The following is a 26,264-nucleotide window of genomic DNA, read 5'->3' as shown; positions in this document are numbered from 1 at the left end:
CCCGCACCAGCGGGCCGGATCCGAGGAGAAGCTATGAAGAGGCGTGACGTTCTCCGCCGTACCGCCGCGGCCGGGCTGCTGGCCGTCCCCGCCACCGGCCTGCTGACCGGTTGCGCCCTCGGCGGCGGCGACGACAACGACGGCGGCGAGTCGCTCGAAGGCACGAAGAGTGAGCAGAACCCACTCGGCGTCAAGGAGGACGCGCCGCTCGAGGTGGTCATCTTCAACGGTGGTTTTGGTGAGGAGTATGCCAAAGCCCACCAGGCGATGTACACCGCGAAGTATCCACAGGCGACGATCAAGCACTCCGCGACGCAGGAGATCAACAAGACCCTGCAGCCCCGGTTCGTCGACGGCACCCCGCCGGACGTGGTGAACAACTCCGGTGGCGGCCAGATCGACTTCAACGGCCTGGTCTCGCAGGACGCCCTGGCCGACCTCGGCGAGCTGCTCGACGCACCCAGCCTCGACATCGCCGGCAAGAAGGTCCGGGACACCCTGCTGCCCGGCGTGGTCGACGTCGGGTCCTACGACGGCAGGTTCCTGGTGCTCAACTACGCGTACACCGCCTACGGCATCTGGTACTCGACGAAGCTCTTCGCCGACCGCGGCTGGCAGTACCCGAAGACCTGGGACGACCACATCGCGCTCTGCCGGCAGATCAAGGCCGCCGGCATCGCCCCCTGGACGTACGCCGGCAAGCACCCCCGCTACATGAGCTGGCCGGTCATCTCGACGGCGATCAAGTTCGGCGGCCCGGACGTGGCCAAGGCGATCGACAACCTGGAGCCGAACGCCTGGAAGTCCGACGCGATGAAGGCGGCGGCGGACGCCTGGTACCAGATCGTCAAGGACGGCTTCATCCTGCCCGGCAGCCCCGGCCTCGACCACGTCCAGTCGCAGACCGAGTGGTGCCGGGGCAAGGCCGCCTTCATCTCCTGCGGCTCCTGGCTGGAGAGCGAGCAGGCCAAGGTGACCCCGGCCGGCTTCAACATGTCCGTCGCGCCGACCCCGAGCCTCGGCAGCGGCGACAAGCTGCCGTTCGAGGCGATGCGCGGCACCGCCGGTGAGCCGTTCATGGTGCCGGCCAAGGCCAAGAACCGGGCCGGCGGGCTGGAGTACCTGCGCACCATGCTCTCGCTCAAGGGCGCCCAGGACTTCACCCGGAAGGTCTCCAGCCTGACCGTGGTGGCCGGCGCCACCGAGGGCGTCGACCTGCCGTTCGGGTTGAACACCGTGGTCAAGGCGCTGGACGCCTCCGGTGCCAACGGCTTCAACTGGGTCTACAACAACTTCTACCGCAAGCTGGAGCGGGAGCTTGTCGACGCGGCCTGCGGCGAGTTCTTCAGCGGCCGGACCACCCCGGCGGAGTTCCTCGACCAGTGCCAGCGCGGCGCCGACCAGATCGCCGCGGACAGCAGCATCAAGAAGTACAAGCGCCAGTAGAGCCGGGTTACGCTGCGGGGCCGGCCGGCACCGGCCGGCCCGGTGGCGCGATCGTCGCGGGGACGAGTCTTCCCGCGTGGAGTGGGCAGGAAGTCGGTTCCGTGAAACATGGCAAGTACCCGCTGATCATCACCTTCCTGGTGCCGCCGCTGCTGCTGTACGGCTTCTTCGTGCTCTCGCCGTACCTCCAGGCGTTCCAGATCTCCACCACCAACTGGCTGGGCTACTCGGCCAGCGCCGACTACGTCGGGCTGGAGAACTTCGGCAACCTGCTGCGCGACGGCGCGCTGTGGAACGCGGTGCGGAACAACGCGATCCTGCTGTTGCTGCTGCCGGTGCTCACCATCGCGCTCGGGCTCTTCTTCGCCAGCATGCTCAACATGGGCGGCCGGCGCGGCACCGCCGGGGTGGTCGGGGTGCGCGGCTCCGGCGCCTACAAGCTCGTCTACTTCTTCCCGCAGGTGCTCTCGGTGGTGATCATCGCACTGCTCTGGAAGGAGGTGTACCACCCGAACAACGGGCTGCTCAACGCCACGCTGCGCGCGGTCGGGCTGCCCGCGCCGACCTGGCTCGGCGACCCGCGTACCGCCTTCTGGGCGGTGCTCGCCGTGATGGTCTGGGCCAACGTCGGCTTCTACGTGGTGCTCTTCGGCGCGGCGATGCAGGCCATCCCGAAGGACATCTACGAGGCGGTGATGCTCGACGGCGCATCCCGGTTCACCACGCTGCGCCGGATCACCATCCCGCTGCTCTGGGACACCGTGCAGGTCGCCTGGATCTATCTGGCCATCGCCGCGCTGGACGGCTTCATCCTGATCCAGCAGATGACCGACGGCGGCCCGAACCACTCCTCCGACGTGATCGGCCTGCGGATGTACAACACCGCGTTCGGCACCGAGACCAAGTTCGGGTACGCCTCCGCGATCGGCGTGGTGATGTTCTTCCTGACCCTGTCGGTGGCGGTACTGGCGCTGCGCGTCAGCCGCCGGGACCGAATCGAGTACTCGTGACGACCGTCGACACCCCCGCGTCGGCCCCGCCCGCCGCCGCCGACGCCGACGGCCGGTCCGGCACCGGCGACCGGCCACCCCGCCGCGAGTGGGGCGTGGTCAACGTCTTCTCGCACGGCTTCCTGCTGATCTGGGCGCTGCTGACCACCCTGCCGCTGCTCTGGGTCGTGGTCAGCTCCTTCAAGAGCGACGGCGAGATCCTCGCCGAGCCGTGGGGACTGCCCGGCGCGCTGCGTTTCGAGAACTGGGCGCGGGCCTGGACCGAGGCGCAGATCGGCCGGTACTTCCTGAACAGCGGGATCGTGGTGGCCGGTTCGCTGACCGTGACGATGATCTTCGGCGCCGCCGCCGCGTACGTCTTCGCCCGCTTCGAGTTCCGGTCCCGGCAGTTCTTCTACTACCTGTTCGTCGGCGGCATGATGTTCCCGGTCTTCCTCGCCCTGGTGCCGCTCTTCTTCGTGGTCCGCAACGTCGGGCTCTTCAACTCCTGGACCGGGCTGATCCTGGTCTACGCCGCCTACTCGCTGCCGTTCACGGTCTTCTTCCTCTCCGCGTTCTTCCGGACCCTGCCGACCTCGGTCGCCGAGGCCGCGCTCATCGACGGCTGCGGCCACTTCCGGCTCTTCTTCCGGGTGATGCTGCCGATGGCCAAGCCGGGCCTGGTCAGCGTCGGCATCTTCAACTTCCTCAGCCAGTGGAACCAGTTCATCCTGCCGCAGGTGCTGATGCAGGGCGACGAGTCGAAGTGGGTCCTCGCGCAGGGGCTGGCGGCGCTGGCGGTCAGCCAGGGCTACCAGGGCGACTTCAGCGGGCTGTTCGCCGGGCTGACCCTCGGGATGCTGCCGGTGCTGGCGGTCTACGTGCTGTTCCAGCGCCAGATCCAGTCCGGCCTGACCGCCGGCCAGTTGAAATAGCGGAGGAACTCGCCGATGGAGCTGCCGTACCGGGCGTTCGGCCGCAGACTGCTCCGGGCGTTGGTTCGGACGCGGACGTACGGGACATCCCGCCAGGCGGGGCGGTGAGATCCTGGGTGGCATGACCGACCTCGATGCCAAGGCGAATCTCCATCGATACCTGCGGGAGGCACGCGAGGCGCTGCTCGGGAAGCTCGACGGGCTGTCGGAGTACGACGTGCGACGCCCGCTCGTGCGGACCGGAACGAACCTGCTCGGGCTGGTCAAGCACGTGGCCACGGTGACCGCCGGGTATTTCGGCGAGGTGTTCGACCGTCCGTTTCCCGAACCCGTCGCGGGTCTGAACGAAGACGCCGAGCCGAACACGCACATGTGGGCCACGGCCGACGAGTCCCGCGACGACATCGTCGGACTGTGGCACCGGGTCTGGGCACACGCGGACGCCACGATCGAGGCGCTCCCGATCGACGCGCCCGGCTCGGTGAGGTGGTGGCAGCACACGCCGGTGACGCTGCATCTCATCCTCGTGCATGTGACCGCCGAGTTGAACCGGCACGCCGGGCACGCCGACATCGTGCGCGAACTGGTCGACGGCCAGGTCGGCTGGCGACGGCCCGGCGACAACGTGGTCGAGGGTGACGAGGCATGGTGGGCCGCCTACCGCGAGCGGCTGGAATCCATCGCACGCGAGTTCGCCTGAGGCGCGGTCGTGGCGCAACCCGCCGGTGCTGTCCACCCTCGGATCGACAGACCGTCACCGGAAATCAGTCGTCGACCGGCTCGAACAGCCGGCGGTGCAGTTCGGCCGGGTCGGTCAGCTCGGGCAGGGGGCGGGCGGCCAGCCAGGCGGCGCCGAGCGCACAGTCGTCGGCGGCGTACCGCAGCGGTGCGTCCGGCCAGCGCGCCGCCAGGGCCGACCGTACGGCGTGCACCAGCGGCGTGTCGACGAAGAACAGCCCGCCGCCGAGCACGATCGGCGTACCCGCGTCCGCCGGCCGGATCCGCTGCACGTTGGCGGCGAGCAGTCGGGCGGCCTCGTCGAGGATCGCGGTGGCGGCCGGGTCGCCGGCGATGCCGGCCCGGAGCACCAGCGGCGCGAGCGCGGCCAGTTCGACGGCCGGCCGTCGGGTCACCGTCTGCACCAGGGCGTCGACGGTGTCCCGGGGCCGGGCGGCGACCTCCGCCGTGCCGAGCAGTTCGGTGAGCACGAGGGTGCCGAGCGGCCCGGGTGGCCGGTGCCGGTCGAGGTCGGCCAGCGCCTGCCGGACGGCCTCCCGGCCGAGCCAGAAGCCACTGCCGGCGTCGCCGAGCAGCCAGCCGTGTCCGTCGGCTACCCGGTCCAGGGCCATGCCGCGGACCTCGGCGGCGATGGCTCCGGTGCCGGCGATCAGGATGGTGCCGTCCGGCTCGGCGGTGCCCGAGGCGTAGGCGACGAGGGCGTCACCGACGATCTCGTACCCGCAGCGCAGTCCGACCTCCTGCCAGACCCGGGCGAAGGCGAGCCGGCCGGCCGGATCGGCGAGCAGCCGGCCCGCTCCGGCCAGCCCGATGACGCCGGCCCGGACCAGGCCCGGATCGATCTCGGCGAGGGCGTCGGTGAGCGCCACCCGGAGCTGCTCCGCGGCCTGCTCGGCGCCGTGGCTGGTCGGGTTGCCGCCGCCGGCCCGTCCGGTGCCGAGCCGTTCCCCGGAGAGCGAGACCACGGTGGCCCGGGTCGAGGTGCCGCCGACGTCGAGTCCCACCACCATGCCGTCGGACATGACCGGCAACCACCTCCCGGGTAATCGTCGATCCATGCTGCTCGGTGCGGCCCGGGAGGGCAAGCGCCGACCACCCGACGCCGGGACCGCCGAGGTAACAGTTTGAAAACTTCACCCATCGTCTTGACAAGGAGGGGGTGTTAGTAAGAACTTTTACCACTAACAGTTAACTTCCTTTGCGGAAAGGCGTGCCCATGGTCGAGCAGGAGGCGGACATCATCGCGGGGACCGCGGTGGTCGACGCCGAGCACGACCGCCGGGCCGCCGCCGGACTCTCACCCGCGGACAGCGTGCTGGTCCGGGTCCGGTCCCAGCTCACCGAGTTCACCGGCGCGCTGCAACGGGTCGCCGAGCAGGTGCTCAGCGACCCGGCCGCCGCCGCCCGGGCCACCATCGTCGAACTGGCCGAACGCAGCGGTACGTCCCCGGCCACCGTCACCCGGTTCTGCCGGGCGCTCGGCTTCGAGGGCTATGCCGACCTGCGACTCGGCATCGCCGCCGAGACCGGCCGGGCACACAGCGCCGGCTGGACCGTCGACATCGGCCGGGAGATCCAGCCGACCGACCCGCTGGAGCGGGTGCTCGGCCAGGTCATCGCGGCCGACACCCGGGCGATGCACGACACCGCCGCGCTGCTCGACCTGGCCGAGGTCGAACGGGCCGCCGAGGCGATCGCCGGAGCCGCCCGGGTGAACATCTTCGGCGCCAGTGGCAGCGGGCTGGTCGGCACCGAGATGCAGTTCAGCCTGCACCGCATCGGCGTGGCGGCGTGGGCCTGGAACGACGTACACGAAGGGTTGGCCGGGGCCGCGCTGCTCCGCTCCGGCGACGTGGCCCTGGGTATCTCGCACACCGGCCGGACCCGCGAGACCATCGAAACCCTCGCCGAGGCCGGCAGCCACGGTGCGACCACCGTGGCACTGACCGGGTTCCCCCGGTCGCCGCTGGCCGAACTCGCCGACATCGTGCTGCTCACCGCCAGCCAGGCGACCACCTTCCGGCCGGACGCGCTCTCCGCCCGGCATCCGCAACTGGTCGTGCTCGACCTGCTCTACATCGCCGTCGCCCAGCGCACCCACGACCGCGCCCACGCCGCCTTCCAGCGGACGGCCCGGGCGGTGGGCGGGCACAAGGCGACCAAGGAGGCGCGGCCGTGACACGAACTGAGGTGTTGGGAAGGGGCCCTTCCTATGCAGAAAGCGATAGTGGGGGGCCCTTCCTTACAAGTAACCGCACTGCTGGCAGGTCTTGGTCATCCGGCGTAGGTCGGCTGGCCGGACCCGATTCTCAACCGAGGAGATGAAGATGTCCGCAACCTCCGACCCCACGTCGGACCGCGTTGTTCCGTCGGCCACTGCTGGGCCGGACCTGCCGGCGGCACTGGGCACCAGCCGCCGTACCATGCTGCGCCGGGCCGCCGCCGCCGGGCTGCTGACCATTCCCGCCGCCGGACTGCTCGGCGCCTGCGCCACCGGCGGCGACGACGGGGGCACCACCGAGCAGGAGACCGGGGAGAAGAGCGCCACCAACCCGCTCGGCGTCAAGGAGGACGCCGCGCTCGAGGTGATCATCTTCAACGGCGGCTACGGCGAGAAGTACGCCACCGACGTGCACGAGAAGCTCTACAAGACGGCGTTTCCGAAGGCGGAGATCAAGCACCAGGCGACCCAGGCGGTCTCCACGGTGCTCCAGCCGCGGTTCACCGCCGGCGACCCGCCGGAGTTCGTCAACAACTCGGGCGAGAAGTTCCTCGACTTCGGTGCCCTGGTCAACGACAACCAGCTCCAGGACCTGACCGAGCTGTGGGACGCGCCCTCGGTCGACGACCCGAACAAGAAGGTCCGGGACACCGTGATCCCCGGCGTGGTCGAGCAGGGCATGTTCAACACCGCCGACGGCGCGCGCAAGCCGTACGTCCTCTACTACGTCTCCACCGTCTACGGCATCTGGTACTCCGGCAAGCTGTTCAAGGACAACGGCTGGACCGTGCCGACCACCTGGGAGCAGTTCACCGCGCTCTGCGACCAGATCAAGGCCAAGGGCATCACCCCGTTCGGGTACGCCGGGGCGAACGCGGCCTACTACATGTGGAACGTGATCCTGACCCAGGCCGCCAAGGTCGGTGGCCCGGACGTGCTGAAGGCGATCGACAACCTGGAGCCGAACGCCTGGAAGGCCGACGCGGTGATCCAGTCCGCGAAGGCGTGGGCGGAGATCGGCGCGAAGTACAGCGACAAGAGCTTCGAGGGGCTCAAGCACACCGACGTGCAGCTGCGGCAGAACCAGTACAAGGTCGCCTTCTACCCCAGTGGTGACTGGCTGGAGAACGAGCAGAAGAAGGACACGCCGGCCGGCTTCGAGTACCAGCTCATGCCGGTGCCGAGCCTGACCGCCGGAGACAAGTTGCCGGCGGGGGCCATCCGGGCGGCCGGTGGCGAGGGATACTTCGTCTCGGCCAAGAGCAAGAACCCGCGCGGCGGTATGGAGTACATGCGGCAGATGCTCTCCAAGGCGGGCGCCCGGGGCTTCACCGAGACCGTCGGGGCGGCCACCGTGGTGCCGGCCGGCAGCGAGGGCTACTCGTTCCCGCCGGGCGTGGCCAGCTCGCAGGCGGCGCTGAAGGCGGCCGGGGCGAACGTGTTCAACATGATGTTCGACAACTGGTACAAGGAACTGGACACCGAGGCCCGTACGGCGACGAACGAGCTGATGTTCGGCCGCGCCGGTGCCGAGCAGTGGGCCGAGCGGATCCAGAAGCGCGCGGACGCGATCAAGGCCGACAGCAGCGTCGCCAAGTTCTCGCGCTGACGACCGGAGTGGAGTGATCATGCGGCAGGGCAAGTACCCCTTCGTGATCGGCTTTCTCTTCCTGCCGGTCACGCTCTACTCGATCTTCGTGATCGCGCCGTACGCCCAGGCTTTCCAGCTCGCGATGACGAACTGGCGGGGCATCGGTGCGCCGGAGTGGATCGGGTTCGAGAACTTCCAGCGGTTGTTCAACGACGACGCCTTCTGGAAGGCGGTCCAGCACCACGGGATACTGCTGCTTGCCCTGCCGCTGATCACCATCGCCATCGCCCTCTTCTTCGCCTTCCTGCTCAACGTCGGCGGCGGCAGCCGGGGCGGGCAGCGGGTCGGGGTCAAGGGCTCCGCCTTCTACCGGGTGGTGTTCTTCTTCCCGCAGGTGCTGGCGGTGGCGATCATCGCGGTCCTGTTCCAGATGGTCTACCGGCCGGACGAGTCCGGCCTGATCAACGGGGTGCTGACCAAGATCGGTCTCGATCCGGTCTTCTTCCTGATCAACCCGAACCTGGCGCTCTGGTCGATCATCGGGGTGCTGGTCTGGCAGGCGGTCGGCTTCTACGTCGTGCTCTTCTCCGCCGGCATGGCCTCCATCCCGACCGAGATCTACGAGGCCGCCGAGATCGACGGGGCCAGCAAGGTCACGCTCTTCTTCCGGGTCACCCTGCCGCTGCTCTGGGACACCCTCCAGGTCGCCTGGGTCTATCTCGGCATCGCCGCGTTCGACGCCTTCGCCATCGTCGCGGTGCTCTCCGTCGACAGCGGCGGCCCGGACGGCGCCACCACGGTGCTCGCGATGGAGATCTACCGCAACGCCTTCGTCTACGGCCGGGCCGGCTACGCCTCGGCGATGGGAGTGGCGCTGTTCTTCCTGACCATCACGTTCGCGGCGCTCGCGCTGCGGGTGTCCAAGCGGGAGAGCATCGAGTACTGAGATGGGACGCCAGATGACGACACAGACCGAGCGCCCGATGACCGGGCCGGCGCAACGCAAGCCGGCGCCGACCGGCAAGGGCGGCGACCGCCGGGCCAAATCGGAGGTACGACTGCTGTCCAACCTGGGTCACTTGGCCCTGGTGGTCTGGGCGGTGATCGTGATCGTCCCGATCCTCTGGACCTTCCTGGCCTCGTTCAAGAACACCACGGAGATCTTCAGCAGCCCGTGGACCCTTCCCGGCGAACTGCGCTGGGAGAACTGGGGCCGCGCCTGGACCCAGGCCCGGGTCGGCAGGTACTTCGTCAACAGCGTGATCGTGGTCGCCTTCGGCGTCTTCGGCACGATGCTGCTCGGCTCGATGGCCGCGTACGTGCTGGCCCGCTACAAGTTCGTCGGCAACCGGGTGGTCTACTACCTCTTCGTCTCCGGTCTCGCCTTCCCGGTCTTCCTGGCCCTGGTGCCGCTCTTCTTCGTGGTGGACAACCTCGGCCTGCTCAACTCGCACACCGGGCTGGTCCTGGTCTACATCGCGTACTCGCTGCCGTTCACGGTCTTCTTCCTGGCCGCGTTCTTCAAGACGCTGCCGACCTCGGTGGCCGAGGCGGGGATGATCGACGGCTGTTCACACACCCGGCTCTTCTTCCAGGTGATGCTGCCGATGGCCAAGCCCGGCCTGATCAGCGTCGGCATCTTCAACATCATCGGGCAGTGGTCGCAGTACCAGTTGCCGCTGGTGCTGCTCTCCAACGCCGAGGACAAGTGGGTGCTCACCCAGGGCATCGCCGACATCTCGGTGAACGCCGGCTACGAGGCGGACTGGTCCGGGCTGTTCGCCGCGCTGAGCATGGCGATCCTGCCGATGATCCTGGTCTACGCGATCTTCCAGCGGCAGATCCAGTCCGGCCTCACCGCCGGCGCGGTCAAATAGCCGGCGCGGCTAATGGGCCGCCTACCGGCACGGTAGATTGCCTGGCCGTGGCCACCAGTGCGGATGTCCGACGCGAGCTGGCCAGCCTTGCCGACCCGCACCGGGCGGAGAAGCTGACCCGCTTCCTCCAGATGGTCCCGGGCGGATACGGCGAGGGCGACCGGGCCATCGGCGTGCCCGTGCCGGAGCAGCGGCGGATCGCCGGCCGGTACTGGCGGGACCTTCCGCTGCCGGCTACGGCGGAGCTGCTGACAAGCGACGTGCACGAGGAACGGCTGACCGCGATCTTCGTCCTGGTCCGCAGGTTCGACCGGGGCGACGAGGCGGAACGGGGCAGGATCGTCGACCTCCTGCTGGCCCACAGCGAGCACGTCGACAACTGGGACCTGGTCGACTCGTCGGCGCCGTACATCCTCGGCCCGTGGCTGCTGGACCGGGACCGCGGCGTGCTGGACCGGCTGGCCGGGTCGGACCGGTGGTGGGAGCGCCGGATCGCCGTGCTGGCGACCTTCGCCTTCGTCCGGGCCGGAGACTTCGAGTGGACCTTCCGGCTCGCCCGACGGCTGCTGCGCGATCCGCACGACCTTGTGCACAAGGCGGTCGGCTGGATGCTGCGCGAGGTCGGCAACCGGGACCGGGCGGCGGCGGAGGAGTTCCTGACCCGGCACCACCGACAGATGCCCCGGGTCATGCTGCGGTACGCGATCGAGAAGTTCGAGCCGCAGCGCCGACGGGAGTATCTGTCCGGGGTGGTCTAGTCGCTACGCCCGTCCGGTTGTCGGCGACGGTGGCGGCGACGAGTCCGAGTCTTCCATCGGGGACGGGCAGCGAATACTCTGGCTATCAGGTTCCTGATAGTGAGGTGACAGGGTGCGCGTGGTGATCGCCGGCGGCGGGATCGGCGGCCTGGCCTCTGCGCAGGGGCTCGTGCGCGCCGGACTCGACGTAACCGTGGTCGAGCCCGATCGCGAGCTGACTGCGACGGGTGGTTACAAGCTCCACCTGGGACCGCCGGCGGTCCGGGCGCTGCGCGCGCTGCTGCCGCCGGTCGGGTTCGAGGAGCTGGTCGGAGCATCCGTCGCGACGAGGGGATTCGCGCTGATCCTGCGGGACCACCGTGGCCGCCGACTCCTGAGGGCGGCCGACAGGTCGAACGACCTCGCGCTGGACGTCGACCGGATCACCCTGCGCGAGGTGCTGGCCCGAGGGCTCGGGGAGCACCTGCTCCTCGGTCGGGGCTGCATCGGGTGGCGGGCAGCGGACGACCACGTGACAGCCGTACTCGACGACGGCGCGACGATCCGGGCCGACGTGCTGGTCATCGCCGACGGAGCCGGGTCGCACCTGGCGGAGCAACTGGCCGGCCAGCCGACCTCGTACCCGTGTGGTCTGGTCGGGGTGGCGGGCCGGACGCGGTGGTCCGACGTCCCCGCCGCCGCCCGCGCCCTGCTGGCGGACGAGCCGATGCTCGCGGTCGGGCCGGGTGGCACCGGGCTCTTCGCCACCCAGCACGATCCGGTCGGTCGTTCCGCTCTCCGGGCCGCGCGCTTCCCGGCCGCCACCACCGAGCCCGTTGCGATCTGGGGGCTGCTCGCCATCGAGGAGGCGCTGCCCGCGCGTCCGTCGGGGCTCGACGCCGGTCAGCTCCGCACTCGCGCGACCGAGCTGCTGGTGCGGCACCGCTGGGCCGGACCGCTGATCAGCCTCCTGGAGGGCGCCGAGCTGAGCAGCGTCGGTGCGTTCCGGTTGAACGCCTCCGACCCGGATCGACTGGCGCCGTGGCGGGCGGGCCGGGTCACCGCCCTCGGCGACGCCGTGCACGCGATGCCACCCACCGGCGGCCAGGGCGCGGCGACCGCCGTGCTCGATGCCCGGGACCTCGTGACGGCGCTGTCCGGTGCGGCGCGCGGCGACGCGACCACCGTGATCGCCGTACACGACTACGAGTCGCGACTGCGGGTCCGCGCCGCCGGGCCCGTCCGCGAGTCGTTGCAGCCCGTGCGGTGGATTCGCGCGGCGGCCACCCCGGCCGGCGCTCTCGCCGTCCGCGCGGCAACGCCCCTGCTCGCCACCGCCGCGAGCCTGGTGACCGGAGGGCGGCGGTGACCGGCCCTGCCGAGGGAGCGGACATCGCGGCGGGGGACCGGCACACCGCTCCGCTCGACGCGGACTCCGGCGAGGAACTCCTGGTGCTCTGGGAGCTGGTGCAAACCGCGCACGTCGCGTCACGCGCCTTCCGTGAGACCTTCGCCGCGGCCGGCCTCGGCCCGACACAGTTCGGCGTGCTGGCGTGCCTGGCCGACGGCGACGACCTCACCAAGACCCAGCTCGCGCACGCGCTGATGGTGCGCCCACAGAGCATCGACCCCCTGGTGGAGAGTCTGCTCAGAGCTGGGCTGGTCACCCGCGACGGACCAGCGCGGCGCGGCCAGGCGGCCGGCATCTCCATCACACCTCTGGGCCTCGACCGACTGGCTGTGGCTCGCCCGCTGGTCAGCCGGTTGAACGCGCCGGAGCGACTCGGACTGGAGGTCGGTGAGATCGCCTCGCTCGTCCGGCACCTGCGGGGCATCCGCGACCGGCTGACGCGTGACGGCGAGTTCGACGACGGACTCTGACGACGGGCTGGTGGCGACGGCCGGCCAGAATGAACGGGTGCCCATGCTGGTGCCGCCGGTCCTGCCGGCCGGCTCGCTGCGCGCCGTCCGCCAGCCCCGGCTCGACGCGGACGGCGGGTTGACGCTGCGGCCGTGGCGGGTCGGCGACGCCGGCACCGTGCGCCGGGCCTTCGAGTGTCCGGAGATCCAGCGCTGGCACCTGCGCCGGATGGCGGACGAGGTCGAGGCGCGGGACTGGACGGCCCGGTGGCCGGCCGGCTGGGCGGCGGAGACGGACGCGAGCTGGGCCGTGCTGGCGGAGCCGACCGGCGAGCCGGTCGGCCAGGTGGGACTCCGCGAGATCCGGCTCGACCAGGCATCCGCCGAGCTGTCGTACTGGGTGATGCCGGCGGCGCGGGGCCGGGGCGTCGCGGTCGCGGCGGTACGGGCGGTGCAGGTGTGGGCCTTCGACCGCCTGGGACTGCACCGGCTGGACCTGCGGCACTCCACGGCCAACCGGGCCTCCTGCCGGGTGGCGGACCGGCTCGGGTACCCGGTCGAGGGCACCCTGCGCCGGGCATGGTGGCACGCGGACGGCTGGCACGACGTACACCTGCATGCCCGGCTGCGCGACGAGGGGTGACCGCGCGACGACCTCGACGGTCTGGACCCGGTCAGCGTGGCGGTGACACGAACAGCCCGGTCGAGCACCCCAACTCGCCCGGTTCCAACGAGATGCGGTCGTATCCGGGCGATTCGATGGCGCCGGCGGGTGACCTGACCAGCAGCAGGCAGTCCCGCTCGGCGGGTACGCCCACCGCGGCGACGAGCCAGCCCTCGTGGTCGGCGACGTCGACGGAGACGTACGCCTCGGGGAAGGCCGACCGCACCGCGCTGCCCAGCGTGGCCGGCGTGGCCGCGCGCAGGGCCTTGGAAAGCCGGTCGTGCGCGTCGTCCGGCAGCCGCTCGATCGGGGAGGCGCTCGGCTCCGGCGGGGCCGCTACCGCCGGGCAGTCGACCTCGTCGTGGTCGGTGTAGCGGTACATCCGGAGGTGGTAGCGGTAGCAGCGGGTGGCCCGGCCGGCCGAGTTGCCACCGCTGTCGAAGCCGGAGGCCGGCCGCGCGTCCACCGTCACCACGATCCGTACGTCGATCGTGGCGCGCTCGCTGCCGCCGACCCGTCCGGACCATTCCACCGGCACGAGCTGGGCGGTCCAGCCGTCGCCCTGCGCCCGCTCGGAGATCTCGGTCGCGGCGATGTGCTCGGCGCCTCGGACCCGATTGCGGTAACCGAGGGCCTTGCCCAGCAGCTCCGCCTGCTCCTCGGCGATGACCTGCGCCAACGCGCTGCCGTGCGCTTCGCCACCGCCGTGTCCCACCGGTGCGAGGCGGCCGGGTGTCACACAGCCGGTCAGTGCCACGACGGCCGGGATCACCGCAAGGCCCAGCCACAGGCGGCCGTACCACCTACGCCGTCGCCGTGCGCCGCGACCGTTCCTCGCCGGTGGCGCGGGGACCGGAGGCCGGCCTTCGATCACCTGTTCCACGATTCTGGTCCCTCCCCGTGTCGTTCCCGGGATTCTCGCGTCCCTGTCCGGGCGCGGCATCGGTATGCGTACTCATGGGAGTTGCCTCGGGGCCTGCGGTGGGCCTCCGGGCGGCGGGAGTTTCCTCGGGGCCGGCCGGGGATGTCGGTCGGGGCGGGCAGAATCGTCGGCGTGCTGGTGGCGGTGGTCGGGGACGAGAGCGGCGACGGTGGGCTGCTCCAGCCGCTGCATCCGGACGGCCGCCCCGCCGGCCCCGTCGAACGGGTCGCCGACCTCGGTGCGGCGGTCTCGGCCCGGGAGGCGGCCGCCGGTCCGGAGGACCTGCCGCGCTGGCTCTGGGCCTCCACCGCCGCGAGCTATCCCGGCCTGCTGCGCCGGGGACACCGGGTGCAGCGCTGCCACGACGTCGAGTTGACCGAGGCGTTGCTGCTCGGCCACGACGGCCGCTGGGGTGAGCCGCGTGGCCTGGCCGCCGCGTTCGCCCGGCTGACCGGGGCGCCGGTGCCGGCCGATCCGCCGCCCCGGTCGGCCGCGCCGCCCGGCGACAACCAGGCCGCGCTCTTCGAGGTGGTCTCCGGGCCGCCACCGCTCGGCATCGACGCGTTGGTCCGGGTCTACGCCGACCAGCTCGCCCGGATCGCCGCCACCCCGCATCCCGGGCGGTTCCGGTTGCTTGTCGCGGCCGAGTCGGCGGGTGCGCTGGTCGCCGCCGAGATGACCGCGACCGGGCTGCCCTGGCGGGCCGACGTGCACGACGCGCTCCTGGTCGACCTGCTCGGCGAGCCGTCGCCGGTGGGTGGGCCACCGCGCCGGCTGGCGGAGCTCTCCGCGCGGATCGCGGCCGCCTTCGGGGTACGCCAGCTGCACGCCGAGTCACCCGCCGAGCTGCTCCGCGCCTTCGCCCGGGCCGGCTACGACCTGCCCAGCACCCGGGCCTACGTGCTGCGCGGCGTCGACCATCCGGCCGTTCCGCTGCTGCTCGAATACAAGGAGCTCTACCGGATCTGGACGGCGCACGGCTGGGCCTGGCGGGACGCCTGGGTGCGGGACGGCCGGTTCCGCCCGGAGTACGTCCCGGCCGGGGTGGTCTCCGGCCGCTGGGCGACCCGGGGCGGCGGGGCGTTGCAGATCCCGAAGGTGGTCCGCCGGGCGGTGCTGGCCGACCCGGGCTGGCGGTTCGTGGTGGCCGACGCCGGCCAGTTGGAGCCCCGGGTGCTGGCGGCGGTCTCCGGGGACGCCCGGCTCGCCGCCGCCGGTGGCGCCGGTGACCTCTACACCGCACTGGCCCGGGACAGTTTCGGCGGTGACCGGGCCCGGGCCAAGCTGGCCCTGCTCGGCGCGATGTACGGGCAGACCGGTGGCGAGGCGATCCCCGCGCTGGCGGTGCTCCGCCGCAGCTATCCGACCGCTTTCGAGTACGTCGAGGCGGCGGCCCGGACCGGTGAGGGCGGCGGCCTGGTCCGGTCCTGGCTGGGGCGGACCTGTCCACCGGCCTCGGTGTCGTTCCGGGAGTCCGAGGAGGGGGAGGCGCCGGTGGTGGAGTCGGCCGGGGCGGACCCGTTCGGCCCGCGTGCCCGGTCCGCCGCTCGGGCCCGGGGCCGGTTCACCCGCAACTTCGTCGTCCAGGCCACCGCCGCGGAGTGGGCGCTGACCCTGCTCGCCGGGCTGCGCAACGGGCTGGCCGCACTACCCGGCGGCGCCGACACCGGGGCGGGCCGCCCCGAGCTGGTCTTCTTCCAGCACGACGAGGTACTCGTGCACTGCCCGGCGGAGCAGGCCGAGCAGGTTGTCGCGCTGGTGCACCGGGCGGCGGCGCAGGCCGGACGGCTGCTGTTCGGGGAGACCCAGGTGCGCTTCCCGCTGGACGTCTCGGTGGTGGACTGCTACGCAAATGCGGCATAGCTGGGATTTAGTCCGATTAGTGCCGATACCTGGGTCGCATTCCGCTCGTTGCTACCGGTGTGCGCGCGGCGGGGCCGCGCGACCGGGCGGAAGGTGACGGCGCTGAGTCGGATCGCAGGAATGATCATCGCCGCGGGCGGGGGACGCCGGATCGGCGGCCCGGAGGCGTTGCTGCACCAGGGGGAGCGTCCCCTGGTCAACCAGGTACTCGACACGATGCGGGCGGCCGGCTGCGGCCAGCTCGTGGTGGTTCTCGGTGCCGCGGCCGAACAGGTACGCGCCACCGCCGACCTCTCCGGCGCGACGGTGGTGGTCAACCGCTCCTGGGGCACCGGGATCGGCTCCTCGATCCGGCTCGGGCTGGACGCCGTACCGGACCCGCGGATCGAGGCGGTGGTGGTGGTTCCGGTGGACATGCCCGGGCTGACCGAGGCGGCGGTACGCCGGGTCGCGGCGCTGCCCTATCCGGAAGCCCTGGTCTGCGCCACCTACCAGGGGCTGCGCGGCTATCCGATGCTCTTCGGCCGCCGGCACTGGGCCGGGATCGCCGCGCTGGCCAATGCCGACGTCGGAGCCCGGCCCTACCTGATGGCGCACAAGGACGAGATCGTCGACATCGCCTGCGACACGGTGGCGGACGGCAGTCGGGCGAACACCCCGGAACTGCTCGCCGCCTGGGGCCTGACCGTCCCGGTCCCCGCCCAACGCGTCGCCGTCTGAGCAGGGCCGCCGCGGGCTCAGACCTCGATGTCGAAGCGGCGGAGTACCGAGGGCGCCAGCAGGCCGGTCGCGGAGAGGATCGAGATCACCGTGAAGGCGCCACGCAGTACGACCGTCTCCACCTTGCCGCCCACCTTGACCGCGATCTTGTTCGGGATGCCGATCATCATCCACATGCGTCGCTTGATCGGGATCGGCCAGAGGATCGGCACCCCGTTGCTGGTGATGATGTCGCCCATGATGTGCACGAAGCAGCCGACCCCGACCGCCAGGCCCAGCATCGGATAGCCCCGGTCACCGGGCAGGTGCAGGAAGGTGAAGTACGCCGCCGCCAGCGACACCAGGGTCACGATCACCCAACCGGCCCGCTTCGCCCACTCGTCGAAGAGCCCGCGCAACGCCAGGCCGATCATGAAGAAGAGGATGCCGATCACCGCCCACTTGCCGTACGCGGTGCAGAGCGCCGTGGTGCCCCAGCCGACCAGGAAGGTGAACGGCAGAGTGTGGGTGAGCGTCCGGTGCCCGTTGTTCCGGTGTGGATCCCTGCTCAGCTTCGTGGCGTGGTAGACGCCGAGCGAGATCTTCTCCATCACCTCGGCGAAGAAGAGGGACACCACGCCGAAGGTGCGGGCCACGGTCGCGCCGCCCCGGTTGCGGGTGACCTTGCCGGACATGTCGAGATCGGGGAAAAGTGCGCCGCCCGCGCAGACCGCCGTGCCGACCGCGATCGCCAGCGGCGACTGCTCGTATCCGGCGAAGTGGTCCAGGCCCCAGGACCCGGCCAACCAGACCGCGGCACCGGACAGCGCATGGGATGGCCCCATCATCGTCGTGCATCCTCCCCCGGGTACATCCCACACGGCTGGCGACACTGTGCCAAACCGGTGATGCCGAGGCAATCACCGTTTGATCCACAGTGCTGTCGCCGTCGTCACGTCGTATTCCAGCGCATCCGTCGGCTGTGGTCGAACGCGTACCCGGTTCGGGTTGCCGGCCAGGTCACCGCCGGTCTGCCGGGGCGCGCTCCGGCACGCCGGGCGGCGCGGCGGCGCCGGCCGGGCCGGGCCGGCGGGCGGACCCCGGGCGTGTCGCCGGGCCCGGACGCCACCGCGCTCAGTCGACCGGCCGGAAGCTCGTCTGCACCATCCGCAGGTAGCTCTGGTTGACCGCCCAGTCGAACTCCGGGGTCAACCAGGAGACCGTGTACGCCCGGTCGGCCGAGGTGTTGATCAGCATCCGGGCGGTCTGCACCCGGTCGCCGCGCGCGTTGGTCCACCGGCACTCCCAGATCGCCCCGCCGGCCCGGATCTCCAGCGGCCCGATCCCGACCTGCTCGTACCCGGCCAGCAGGCCGGCTCCGGTGAGCCGCCGCTCCTCGGCGAGCCAGTACCGCTCGCCGTCCGAGGTCGGCGGGGTGCTCGGGTCGACGCTGAGCATCCGCCCGGTGCCGGCCACCGGCTCGGAGAAGCAGACCACCCGGCCGTCGGTGTACCGGAGCCAGCCGATCGGCACGGCGAGCCGGAACCCGGACGGGTCGGTGTACCAGGTCCAGTTGTCCACCAGCCCGAAGCGCTCGTCCGGCGGTCGGGGCGCGGCGGTCACCGGTACGGCCCGCTCGGGCGGCGGCGCACACGGGAACGCCCCGGCCGCCGCCACCGCCGGCTGCTCGGCGGAGCCGTCGGGCGGGTGCTCACCGGACCGGTCGGCCCGCAACGTCAACCCGGTGCCGATCCCGGCCAGCAGGGCCAGGGTCAGCGCGCCGGCACCGACCCGCCAGCCCCGGCCGAGCGGACCGGGCCGGCGCCGACCGCTCCGGCCCGACGTCCCCGGCCCGATGGTCCCTGGCAGGCCGTGTCCGGCGGTTCCTCGTGCGTCGTGTCCGGTGGTCCCTGGCAGGCCGTGTCCGGCGGTTCCTGGTGCGCCTCGGCTGGTGGTTCCTGGTGCGCCTCGGCTGGTGGTCCCTGGTGCGCCTCGGCCGGTGGTCCCTGGTGGTGGGCCGTGTCCGGTGGATCCTGGTGGGCCGTGTCCGGTGGTCCGCGTCGCGTCGAGCCCGGTGGCCGGACCGGACGTGACCGGCGGGTCGGCGCGGGCGGCGGGATCGCTCGGCCGGTCGGTTCCGGCCGGCTGGTCCGACCGGTCCCGCCAGGGGGCCTGCGACCACCCTTCCGGGCCGGCGCGCTGGTTGGGCTGAGGTCGCCCGTCCGGCTGCGGGCGCTGGTTCGGCGGCCGGCGGCGGCTCGGCCGGGGCGGCTCGACCGGCGCCTCCGCCGGGACCGACGGAGGCCCGGCGACCGGTTGGCCCGGCGGCCGTCGGGCGAGGCTGCGGGCCAGGGCCAGCGGATGCCGTCCGGAGCGCGGCGGCGGGTCGGTGATCCGGCGCAGCAGCCGTTCGACCTCGTCGGCGCCGAGCCGCTGCCGGGGATCGCGACGGAGCAGTCCGGCCAGCACCGGACGGAGCGGCCCGGCCAGCCGGGTCGGGTCCGGCGGCGACACCGCCAGCGCGGTCAGGGTGGCCATCGTGGTCGGCCGGCGGTACGGCGACCGCCCCTCCACCGCCGCGTAGAGCGTGGCGCCCAGCGACCAGAGGTCCGACTCGACGGTGGACACACCGTCGGCGGCCCGCTCCGGCGAGACGTACTGCGGCGAGCCGAGCACCACGCCGTCCCGGGTCAGTGTGCCGTCGCCGCCGTCCACGGTGGCCAGCCCGAAGTCGGTGAGCACCACCCGGCCGTCCTCGCCGATCAGCACGTTGTGCGGCTTGACGTCCCGGTGCAGCACCCCGCAGCCGTGCGCGGCGCGCAGTGCGGCCAGCACCGCCAACCCGACCTCGGCGGTACGCACCGGCGACAGCGGACCGTCCGTCTCCAGGATCTGTTGCACCGAGCGGGACGGGACGTACTCCATCACGATCCACGGGGAGTCGGCGTCGTGCACCACGTCGTAGATCCGGACCACGTTGGGATGGTTGAGCCGGGCGGCGGTGCGGGCCTCCCGGAGGGTGCGGTAACGCAACTCGTCGCGCTCGTCCGGGGTCATCCAGGTCGGCGGGACCACCTGCTTGACCGCGACCGGGCGGTACAGCATCTCGTCCCGGGCCAGCCAGACCCGTCCCATTCCGCCGGTGCCGACGGTGTGCAGCAGCAGGTAACGATCTGCGATCCGTCCCTGGTGCACCGGCGGTGTCCCTCTCTGCTACCCGCCGTACACGATATCGAGCCGACAGTGCCCACCGCATCAACTCCGGCGGCGTAGCCACTGCTCGGACCGCTGATCGGAACAAGTCTCGGCAGCGCGCCGGGGCGCCGGACCCCTCCCACGGTGCCGGGTCCGGCGGCCGGTGCGGCGCTGCGTCAGCAGGCGGCCCCGTCGAGGGCCAGCAGATTCCTCCCCTCGGGTACGACGATCCGCCCCGCCCCGCTCCCCGCCCGGGTCCGCGGCGCCGGGCCGGCGTGCGCCGCACTGGCGTAGACCGCGGCGGTCCGGGCGGCGATGCTCGTCCAGCCGTACCGCTCGGCGACCATGGTGCGGGCCTTCCGGGCCACCCGGCGGGCGAAGACCTCGTCGCCGAGGAGTGAGTCGACCGCCCCGGCCAGCGCGTCCGGATCGCTGTGTGGGAAGGTCACCCCGGTCACCCCGGACTCGACGATCTCGGCCAGTCCGCCGGTGGCGGCCACCGCCAGCGGCGCACCGGCGGCGGCCGCCTCCAGGGCCACCATCCCGAACGGCTCGTAGAGGCTCGGCACCACAGTGGCGTCGGTGGCGGCCAGGATCGCCGGCAACTGCCGCTCGGTCATGAACCCGGCGAAGCGTACGTTGCGCTCCAGCCCGAGCCGCCGCGCCTGCTCCTGCAACTCCGCCTTGTACGGCCCGTCCCCGGCGATCACCACCCGCAGCTCCGGATGCCGCTCCCGCAGCCTCGGTACGGCGTGCACCAGGTGCTGCACCCCCTTCTCGTAGACCAGCCGGCCGGCGAAGCCGACGAGCGGCCCGGCACCCGCGTACCGCTTGCGGGCCGCGGCCACCGCCCGGGGCTGCGCCGACCAGGCCCGGTCGTCGACCCCGTTCGGCACCACCTCGACGTGCCCGGCCGGCAGCCCGAAGAGCGCGTTCACCTGGTCCCGCATGTAGCCGGAGCAGGTGATCACCCGGTGCGACTCGGCGCTGAGCCAGTGCTCGACCGAGTGGATGGTCCGGTTCATCTCGTCCGGCAGCCAGCCCTGGTGCCGGCCCGCCTCGGTGGCGTGGATCGTGGTGACCAGCGGGATGTCCAGGTGGTCGGCGAGGTTTATCGCGGTGTGCGCGACAAGCCAGTCGTGCGCGTGGATCACGTCGAAGTCGGCGGTCCGGGCGGCCCGCAGCGCGGTCCGGGTGAGCGTGTGGTTGAACGCCATCGTCCAGGCCAGCAGGCTCGGGGTGGCCAGCGGGAAGCCGACCGGGTCCTCGGGGGCGCGCAGCACGTGCACCCCGCCGGCGTACGCCTCGACCGGGGCGCCCTCGCCGTGCCGGGTGACCACGGTGACCTGGTGCCCGGCGGCGGCGAGCGAGGTGGCCAGCGCGTGCACGTGCCGGCCGAGCCCGCCGACCAGCACCGGCGGGTACTCCCAGGAGAGGATGAGCACCTTCAGCGGGCGGGCCGCGGGGAAGTTGATGACCTCGGCGTTCGGTGACATGGCCCAGCCCCCTTTGAGTTGAATCCAACGCAGCCGCGTAGAGACACCTGTTACGGGTGCCTACGCGTCATTGGGTTGCCGCCAATACTGCCGGTGCCGGGAAAACCGGCGAAGACGTGGCCGTTGCGGGCATGTAACGCCGCTCGGTCAGTTCGCCGGCAGCCGCGTCAGCCGCCGCTGCGTACCCGTAGAAGTTCCGCGACCGACCAGGCCTGGAACGGCGCCCCGGTGGCGCCGTGCGGGGCCGCGGCGTCGGCGGTCTCGCTCACCGAACCGAGCCCGTACTCGGACAGGTGCGCCAGCAGCCCGGCGAAGAGTTCGTCGACCGGCAGCCCGGCTTGGCGGCAGGCGTCGGCGTACGGGCCGATCAGCCAGGGCCAGACGGTGCCCTGGTGGTAGCCGGAGTCCCGCTCGGCGGGACCGCCCCGGTGCCGGGGCAGGTAGCCGGGGGAGTCCGGGGCGAGGCTGCGCGGGCCGAGCGGGGTGAGCAGGGCGGCCCCGATCCGGCGCAGCACCACCGGATCGGGGTCCAGCGGCGCGTGCGGCAGCGACCAGGCGAGCAGCTGGTTGGGCCGGAGCAGGTCGTCGTCGTGCCGGTCGGCGGCGCCGCGCGGATAGGCCGGTGCCGGGGCGTCGACCACGTCGTGCAGCCAGCCGCTCGGGGCCGGGAAGCGGCGCCGGAACGCGGCGCGGGCTCTCCGGTGCGCGGCCGGAGCCGCCCCGGCGTCCGCGCCGAGCCGCCCGGCCAGCTCGCCGATCGCGGCCAGCCCGTTGACCCAGAGCGCGTTCACCTCGACCGGCTTGCCGGCCCGCTGGGTCACCGGCTCGCCGTCGACCCGGGCGTCCATCCAGGTCAGCGCCTCCCCGGGGGCGCCCTGGCCGAGCAGGCCGTCGGCCGGGTCGGCGACGATGCCGTACCGGGTGCCGCGCAGGTGCGCGTCGACCACCGCGCGCAGCCCCGGCAGCAGCTCGGCGGCGAGGTCGGTGTCCCCGGTCACCGCGACGTGCCGGTGCACCGCGTGCAGGAACCACAGCGTGCCGTCCACGGTGTTGTACTCCACCCGCCCCGTGTCGGCGGTGTTCGCCAGCATCCCCTCCGACAGCGTCGACCCGTACGCCCGGAGCAGCTCGCGGCCCTCGTCGGCCCGGCCGGTGCCGAGGAACAGCCCCTCGTACGCGATCATCGTGTCCCGGGACCAGGCGCCGAACCACGGATAGCCGGCCACCACGTCCGGCCCGGTGGCGGTGCCGACCACGAAGGCGTCGGCGGCCAGGGTCAGGGTCGCCGTCACCGCGTCGGCCGGTTTTCCGGCCGCCACCACCCGGCGGTTGCGCCGCCGGGCCGCCTCGATCAGCTCGTCGGCCGGCGGCGGCTGCCCGGCCAGGTCACCGGCCCAGGCCAGCACCGAGACGCTGTCCCCGGGCCGGTCCAGCGGCCCGCCGAACCGGCCCGCATACCAGAGGTCCTCGTCCGGGGTGAGCCCCCGGGCCGCCTCCTCCCGGTGGTGCACCCCGTGCCACCACTGGCCCTGCGCCATCCACTCCGGCCCGGCCAGCCGGAACGCGTCCTCGACGACCGCGCCGCCGGCCACCGGCTCCACCTTCGGGGCCGGCCCGTCCGCGCGCCGCTCGCCGTGCCCGTCCCGCCAGGTCACCACCGCGGCCAGCCCGAGCCGGGCCGGGCCGCCGGCGAGCAGCCGGTGCCGGACCGCCAGGCAGGAGCGGCCGTACGCCATCGCCAGCTCCCGCTCCAGCACCAGGTCGCCGACCCGCCACCGCCAGCGCGGCAGCCCGTCGACCAGCTCGAAGCGTTCCAGCAGCGCGAAGCCGTCCGGGTCGACGTCGCCGGAGCGCCACTCGTGTGCGCCGAGCCGGACCGCCGCGCCGGACGGCAGCACCAGTTCCGGGTCGAGGCTGACCAGCCCGAGCCGGCGGGCCGCCGGGGTTTCCCCGGCCACCACCAGCAGGCCGTGGTAGCGCCGGGTGCGCAGCCCGCTGACGGTGCCCATGGCGAACCCGCCCAGGCCGTCCGGTACCAGCCATTCCCGGTCGACACCGGCCTCCAGGTGACCGCAGACCCGCGGCCCGAACTCGATCGGCAGCATGGCGCCCATGATGCCCTCCGGTGACCCGACACACACAGCCGGTGTGGTGCGGCTCCGGCGTCTGGGACGCGCGGCCCCGGCTGGCGGTGATCCGGCACACACGGTCGGTGGTTGCGGTCGTCGCGATCCTTGGCCGGGTAAGGCGGGACCGATCACAATGATCGGAAGGATGGCCGCAGCCACAGCGGTCGGATGACGGGCGGGAGTCGAATGGACGACAGGCGGGACGCTGGGCGCACCGAGCCGGGCCCGGAGCGGGGTGGGTCGGATCCGGGGCATGTCCAGCCGGATCCGGAGCGTCTCCGGCTGGCCGCGGCCGACGCCGGTGAGGAGCCGTGGCGGGCCTGGGGCCCCTACCTCGCCGAGCGGGCCTGGGGCACCGTCCGGGAGGACTACAGCGAGCACGGCACCGCCTGGGACTACTTCCCGCACGACCACGCCCGGTCCCGGACCTACCGGTGGAACGAGGACGGGATGGCCGGGATCTGCGACGAGTGGCAGACCTTCTGCTTCGGTCTGGCGCTCTGGAACGGCGTGGACCCGATCCTCAAGGAGCGGATGTTCGGGCTCGGCGGGGACGGCGGCAACCACGGCGAGGACGTCAAGGACTACTGGTGGTATCTCGACTCCACCCCGACGCACTCCTTCATGCGCTGGCGCTACCACTACCCGCAGGCCGCCTTCCCGTACGACGAACTCGTCGCGGTCAACGCCGCCCGCAGCCGGGAGGAGCCGGAGTACGAGCTTGTCGACACCGGGATCTTCGACGACGACCGGTACTGGGCGGTGACCGTCGACTACGCCAAGGCGTCCCCGACCGACATGTGCATCTCGATCACCGCCGCCAACCGGGCCGACGAGCCGGCCACCCTGCACGTGCTGCCCACCCTCTGGTTCCGCAACACCTGGTCCTGGGGCCTGCCCGGCCGCGACCAGGTGCCGAAGCTTCACGGCACCCCGGGCCGGCTGGTCGGCGAACACTGGGTGCTCGGCCAGCTGGTGCTGGAGGGCGACGGCGGGCCGGCCGCGCTGGTCTGCGACAACGAGACGAACACCGAGCGGCTCTGGGGGCTGCCGGGGCGCAGCGCGTACCCGAAGGACGGCATCAACGACCACGTGGTGAACGGCGCGGACACGGTCAACCCGGCCGGCGAGGGCACCAAGGGTGCGCTGCACTACGTGCTGGAGGTGCCGGCCGGGGGCGAGGCGACGGTCAAACTGCGGCTGACCCGTACCGCGCCGCCGCCGGCCAGCGAGCCGGCCCCGCCGCTCGACCTCGCTGCCGAGCACGACGCCGTGCTGGCCACCCGCCGGGCCGAGGCGGACGAGTTCTTCGCCCGGTTGATCCCGGACGGCGCGTCGCAGCAGGAGGCGCTGGTGGCCCGGCAGGCGATCGCCGGGCTGATGTGGGGCAAGCAGTTCTACCACTTCGACGTGCAGCAGTGGCTGACCGGTGACCCGGCCGCCGCGGCGCCGCCGGACGGGCACCGGTACGGCCGGAACAGCTCCTGGCGGCACATGAACAGCTTCGACGTGATCTCGATGCCGGACCCCTGGGAGTATCCCTGGTACGCCGCCTGGGACCTGGCCTTCCACTGCGTCACCATCGCCCGGGTGGATCCGGGGTTCGCCAAGGCGCAGCTGCTGTTGCTGCTCCGCGAGTGGTACCTGCACCCGAACGGGCAGATCCCGGCGTACGAGTGGGCGTTCGGTGACGTGAACCCGCCGGTGCACGCCTGGGCGGCGCTGAAGGTCTTCGAGATCGACGGCGGTCGGGACTTCGACTTCCTGGCCCGGATGATGCACAAGCTGCTGCTGAACTTCACCTGGTGGGTCAACCGCAAGGACATCGGCGGCAACAACGTCTTCGAGGGCGGCTTCCTCGGGCTGGACAACGTCGGCCCGTTCGACCGCTCGGCCGCACTGCCGGTGGCCGGGGTGCTGGAGCAGTCCGACGGCACCGGCTGGATGGCCATGTACGCGCTGAACCTGCTCGACATGGCGCTGATCCTGGCGGTGCACGACCCGACGTACTCGGACATCGCGACGAAGTTCTTCGAGCACTTCGCGTACATCGCCGCCGCCGCGCACGAGCAGGGGCTCTGGGACGAGGAGGACTGCTTCTTCTACGACCAGCTGCGGTTGCCGGACGGCAGCAGCCGGCCGCTGAAGGTGCGCTCGGTGGTCGGCCTGCTGCCACTGGCCGCGATCACCCGGCTGACCACGGTGACCCTTAACCGGCTGCCCGAGCTGACCGCCCGGCTGCGCTGGTTCCTGGCCAACAAGCCGGAGTACGCAAGGGTGATCGGCGGCCGGCGGCTCGGCGGGGACGGCCGGCAGCAGCGGCTGCTCTCCATGGTCGGCCCGGACCAGCTGGTCCGACTGCTCGCCCGGATGCTTGACGAGGAGGAGTTCCTCTCCCCGTACGGCCTGCGTACGCTCTCCAGACGGCACCTGGAGAAGCCGTTCGCGGTGGAGCTGGGTGGGCAGGAGTTCACCGTCGGCTACGAGCCGGCCGAGTCGACCTCCGGGCTCTTCGGCGGCAACTCCAACTGGCGCGGCCCGATCTGGATGCCGACGAACTTCATGCTGATCTCGGCGCTCCGGGACCACGCGGCGTTCTTCGGCGACGACCTGCTGGTCGAGTATCCGACCCGGTCCGGCAGCAAGCACACGCTCACCGAGATCGCCGACGACCTCTCCGCCCGGCTGATCGCGCTCTTCCTGCCGGACGAGTGGGGGCGCCGGCCGATCTACGGGATCGCCGAGCTGTTCCAGACCCACCCGGACTGGAAGGACCTGCTCGCCTTCCCCGAGTACTTCCACGGGGACAACGGCGCCGGGCTGGGCGCCTGGCACCAGACCGGCTGGACCGCCCTGGTGGTCGACCTGATCCTGACCCTGCGCAGGTGACGGCCGCCGCCGG

General features: G+C 72.1%; 21 protein-coding genes. 15 read left to right on the top strand and 6 right to left on the bottom strand.

What is annotated here, in order from left to right; all coding sequences use genetic code 11:
• Positions 1 to 33: 33 nt before the first annotated feature.
• The 4 genes from ngcE (ACN28A_RS38070) to ACN28A_RS38055 all read left to right on the top strand — a co-directional run bounded on the left by ngcE (ACN28A_RS38070) (position 34) and on the right by ACN28A_RS38055 (position 4,070).
• Positions 34 to 1,446 carry an N-acetylglucosamine/diacetylchitobiose ABC transporter substrate-binding protein gene (gene ngcE, locus ACN28A_RS38070; protein ID WP_421403873.1) on the top strand — a complete coding sequence of 471 codons (1,413 nt, stop codon included), beginning with the start codon at positions 34 to 36 and terminating at the stop codon, positions 1,444 to 1,446.
• 101 nt (positions 1,447 to 1,547) lie between these two features.
• Positions 1,548 to 2,456 (top strand): carbohydrate ABC transporter permease, encoded by a 909-nt coding sequence (locus ACN28A_RS38065; protein ID WP_421403872.1) that lies wholly within the window; start codon positions 1,548 to 1,550, stop codon positions 2,454 to 2,456.
• On the top strand, positions 2,453 to 3,370 hold the full coding sequence (locus ACN28A_RS38060) for a carbohydrate ABC transporter permease (RefSeq protein ID WP_421403870.1): 918 nt from the start codon (positions 2,453 to 2,455) through the stop codon (positions 3,368 to 3,370). Before ACN28A_RS38065 ends, ACN28A_RS38060 begins: the two co-directional genes overlap by 4 nt.
• Positions 3,371 to 3,491: 121 nt before the next feature.
• Entirely contained in the window at positions 3,492 to 4,070 is a 579-nt protein-coding gene (locus tag ACN28A_RS38055) for a DinB family protein (RefSeq protein WP_421403869.1), read from the top strand.
• A 64-nt stretch (positions 4,071 to 4,134) separates the two neighbouring features.
• On the opposite strand, the gene ACN28A_RS38050 is transcribed toward ACN28A_RS38055, so the two are convergent.
• The gene (locus ACN28A_RS38050) at positions 4,135 to 5,130 is read right to left on the bottom strand and encodes an N-acetylglucosamine kinase (RefSeq protein ID WP_421403867.1); all 996 of its coding nucleotides are present in this window, start codon (positions 5,128 to 5,130) and stop codon (positions 4,135 to 4,137) included.
• Positions 5,131 to 5,324: 194 nt separating this feature from the next.
• Between ACN28A_RS38050 and ACN28A_RS38045 the strand changes: the two genes are divergently transcribed.
• The 8 genes from ACN28A_RS38045 (at position 5,325) to ACN28A_RS38010 (ending at position 13,037) form a co-directional block, all read left to right on the top strand.
• Positions 5,325 to 6,287, top strand: a complete 963-nt coding sequence (locus ACN28A_RS38045; RefSeq protein ID WP_421403865.1) for a MurR/RpiR family transcriptional regulator — start codon at positions 5,325 to 5,327, stop codon at positions 6,285 to 6,287.
• A gap of 148 nt (positions 6,288 to 6,435) precedes the next feature.
• Entirely contained in the window at positions 6,436 to 7,938 is a 1,503-nt protein-coding gene (ngcE, locus tag ACN28A_RS38040; protein ID WP_421403863.1) for an N-acetylglucosamine/diacetylchitobiose ABC transporter substrate-binding protein, read from the top strand.
• Between the two features lie 19 nt (positions 7,939 to 7,957).
• Complete coding sequence (locus ACN28A_RS38035) at positions 7,958 to 8,866, top strand: carbohydrate ABC transporter permease (RefSeq protein ID WP_421403861.1); 909 nt, start codon at positions 7,958 to 7,960, stop codon at positions 8,864 to 8,866.
• Positions 8,867 to 8,879: 13 nt separating this feature from the next.
• Positions 8,880 to 9,797 carry a carbohydrate ABC transporter permease gene (locus ACN28A_RS38030; protein ID WP_421403859.1) on the top strand — a complete coding sequence of 306 codons (918 nt, stop codon included), beginning with the start codon at positions 8,880 to 8,882 and terminating at the stop codon, positions 9,795 to 9,797.
• Between the two features lie 47 nt (positions 9,798 to 9,844).
• A complete protein-coding gene (locus ACN28A_RS38025; RefSeq protein WP_421403857.1) occupies positions 9,845 to 10,555 on the top strand; it encodes a DNA alkylation repair protein in 711 nt (236 codons plus the stop codon).
• A 112-nt stretch (positions 10,556 to 10,667) separates the two neighbouring features.
• Positions 10,668 to 11,903, top strand: a complete 1,236-nt coding sequence (locus ACN28A_RS38020; RefSeq protein ID WP_421403855.1) for an FAD-dependent oxidoreductase — start codon at positions 10,668 to 10,670, stop codon at positions 11,901 to 11,903.
• Positions 11,900 to 12,415, top strand: a complete 516-nt coding sequence (locus ACN28A_RS38015) for a MarR family winged helix-turn-helix transcriptional regulator (RefSeq protein WP_421403853.1) — start codon at positions 11,900 to 11,902, stop codon at positions 12,413 to 12,415. Before ACN28A_RS38020 ends, ACN28A_RS38015 begins: the two co-directional genes overlap by 4 nt.
• A gap of 43 nt (positions 12,416 to 12,458) precedes the next feature.
• The gene (locus ACN28A_RS38010; RefSeq protein ID WP_421404867.1) at positions 12,459 to 13,037 is read left to right on the top strand and encodes a GNAT family N-acetyltransferase; all 579 of its coding nucleotides are present in this window, start codon (positions 12,459 to 12,461) and stop codon (positions 13,035 to 13,037) included.
• Between the two features lie 31 nt (positions 13,038 to 13,068).
• On the opposite strand, the gene ACN28A_RS38005 is transcribed toward ACN28A_RS38010, so the two are convergent.
• Positions 13,069 to 13,773, bottom strand: a complete 705-nt coding sequence (locus tag ACN28A_RS38005) for a hypothetical protein (RefSeq protein WP_421403851.1) — start codon at positions 13,771 to 13,773, stop codon at positions 13,069 to 13,071.
• 309 nt (positions 13,774 to 14,082) lie between these two features.
• Here ACN28A_RS38005 and ACN28A_RS38000 point away from each other — a divergent pair, with 309 nt between their 5' ends.
• Positions 14,083 to 15,843 (top strand): bifunctional 3'-5' exonuclease/DNA polymerase, encoded by a 1,761-nt coding sequence (locus tag ACN28A_RS38000; protein ID WP_421403849.1) that lies wholly within the window; start codon positions 14,083 to 14,085, stop codon positions 15,841 to 15,843.
• 120 nt (positions 15,844 to 15,963) lie between these two features.
• A complete protein-coding gene (locus ACN28A_RS37995; protein ID WP_278062900.1) occupies positions 15,964 to 16,563 on the top strand; it encodes a nucleotidyltransferase family protein in 600 nt (199 codons plus the stop codon).
• Positions 16,564 to 16,580: 17 nt separating this feature from the next.
• On the opposite strand, the gene ACN28A_RS37990 is transcribed toward ACN28A_RS37995, so the two are convergent.
• The 4 genes from ACN28A_RS37990 to ACN28A_RS37975 all read right to left on the bottom strand — a co-directional run bounded on the left by ACN28A_RS37990 (position 16,581) and on the right by ACN28A_RS37975 (position 23,338).
• Positions 16,581 to 17,390: a metal-dependent hydrolase gene (locus ACN28A_RS37990; RefSeq protein WP_421403847.1), complete on the bottom strand. Its 810-nt coding sequence runs from the start codon at positions 17,388 to 17,390 to the stop codon at positions 16,581 to 16,583.
• A 286-nt stretch (positions 17,391 to 17,676) separates the two neighbouring features.
• The gene (locus ACN28A_RS37985) at positions 17,677 to 19,737 is read right to left on the bottom strand and encodes a protein kinase domain-containing protein (protein WP_421403845.1); all 2,061 of its coding nucleotides are present in this window, start codon (positions 19,735 to 19,737) and stop codon (positions 17,677 to 17,679) included.
• A 176-nt stretch (positions 19,738 to 19,913) separates the two neighbouring features.
• Positions 19,914 to 21,233, bottom strand: coding sequence for a glycosyltransferase family 4 protein (locus tag ACN28A_RS37980; RefSeq protein WP_421403843.1), 1,320 nt, complete (start codon positions 21,231 to 21,233; stop codon positions 19,914 to 19,916).
• A 167-nt stretch (positions 21,234 to 21,400) separates the two neighbouring features.
• Positions 21,401 to 23,338 carry an amylo-alpha-1,6-glucosidase gene (locus ACN28A_RS37975; protein ID WP_421404865.1) on the bottom strand — a complete coding sequence of 646 codons (1,938 nt, stop codon included), beginning with the start codon at positions 23,336 to 23,338 and terminating at the stop codon, positions 21,401 to 21,403.
• Positions 23,339 to 23,548: 210 nt separating this feature from the next.
• Here ACN28A_RS37975 and ACN28A_RS37970 point away from each other — a divergent pair, with 210 nt between their 5' ends.
• The gene (locus tag ACN28A_RS37970; RefSeq protein WP_421403841.1) at positions 23,549 to 26,251 is read left to right on the top strand and encodes an MGH1-like glycoside hydrolase domain-containing protein; all 2,703 of its coding nucleotides are present in this window, start codon (positions 23,549 to 23,551) and stop codon (positions 26,249 to 26,251) included.
• The last annotated feature ends 13 nt before the right edge of the window (positions 26,252 to 26,264 follow it).

This window comes from Plantactinospora sp. WMMB782, from assembly GCF_049179135.1.
Classification (GTDB): Bacteria; Actinomycetota; Actinomycetes; order Mycobacteriales; family Micromonosporaceae; genus Plantactinospora.
This window is presented reverse-complemented; position numbering and strand designations above follow the sequence as displayed.

Excerpts from the sequence above, each read along its gene's own strand:
- ACN28A_RS38030 (WP_421403859.1), top strand. The coding sequence starts at position 8,880 with ATGACGACACAGACCGAGCGCCCGATGACCGGGCCGGCGCAACGCAAG.
- ACN28A_RS38035 (WP_421403861.1), top strand. The coding sequence starts at position 7,958 with ATGCGGCAGGGCAAGTACCCCTTCGTGATCGGCTTTCTCTTCCTGCCG.
- ACN28A_RS37990 (WP_421403847.1), bottom strand. The coding sequence starts at position 17,390 with ATGATGGGGCCATCCCATGCGCTGTCCGGTGCCGCGGTCTGGTTGGCC.
- ACN28A_RS38050 (WP_421403867.1), bottom strand. The coding sequence starts at position 5,130 with ATGTCCGACGGCATGGTGGTGGGACTCGACGTCGGCGGCACCTCGACC.
- ACN28A_RS38045 (WP_421403865.1), top strand. The coding sequence starts at position 5,325 with ATGGTCGAGCAGGAGGCGGACATCATCGCGGGGACCGCGGTGGTCGAC.
- ACN28A_RS37995 (WP_278062900.1), top strand. The coding sequence starts at position 15,964 with ATGATCATCGCCGCGGGCGGGGGACGCCGGATCGGCGGCCCGGAGGCG.
- ngcE (WP_421403873.1), top strand. The coding sequence starts at position 34 with ATGAAGAGGCGTGACGTTCTCCGCCGTACCGCCGCGGCCGGGCTGCTG.
- ACN28A_RS37975 (WP_421404865.1), bottom strand. The coding sequence starts at position 23,338 with ATGCTGCCGATCGAGTTCGGGCCGCGGGTCTGCGGTCACCTGGAGGCC.
- ACN28A_RS38055 (WP_421403869.1), top strand. The coding sequence starts at position 3,492 with ATGACCGACCTCGATGCCAAGGCGAATCTCCATCGATACCTGCGGGAG.
- ngcE (WP_421403863.1), top strand. The coding sequence starts at position 6,436 with ATGTCCGCAACCTCCGACCCCACGTCGGACCGCGTTGTTCCGTCGGCC.
- ACN28A_RS38000 (WP_421403849.1), top strand. The coding sequence starts at position 14,083 with ATGTCGGTCGGGGCGGGCAGAATCGTCGGCGTGCTGGTGGCGGTGGTC.
- ACN28A_RS38010 (WP_421404867.1), top strand. The coding sequence starts at position 12,459 with ATGCTGGTGCCGCCGGTCCTGCCGGCCGGCTCGCTGCGCGCCGTCCGC.
- ACN28A_RS37970 (WP_421403841.1), top strand. The coding sequence starts at position 23,549 with ATGGACGACAGGCGGGACGCTGGGCGCACCGAGCCGGGCCCGGAGCGG.
- ACN28A_RS37980 (WP_421403843.1), bottom strand. The coding sequence starts at position 21,233 with ATGTCACCGAACGCCGAGGTCATCAACTTCCCCGCGGCCCGCCCGCTG.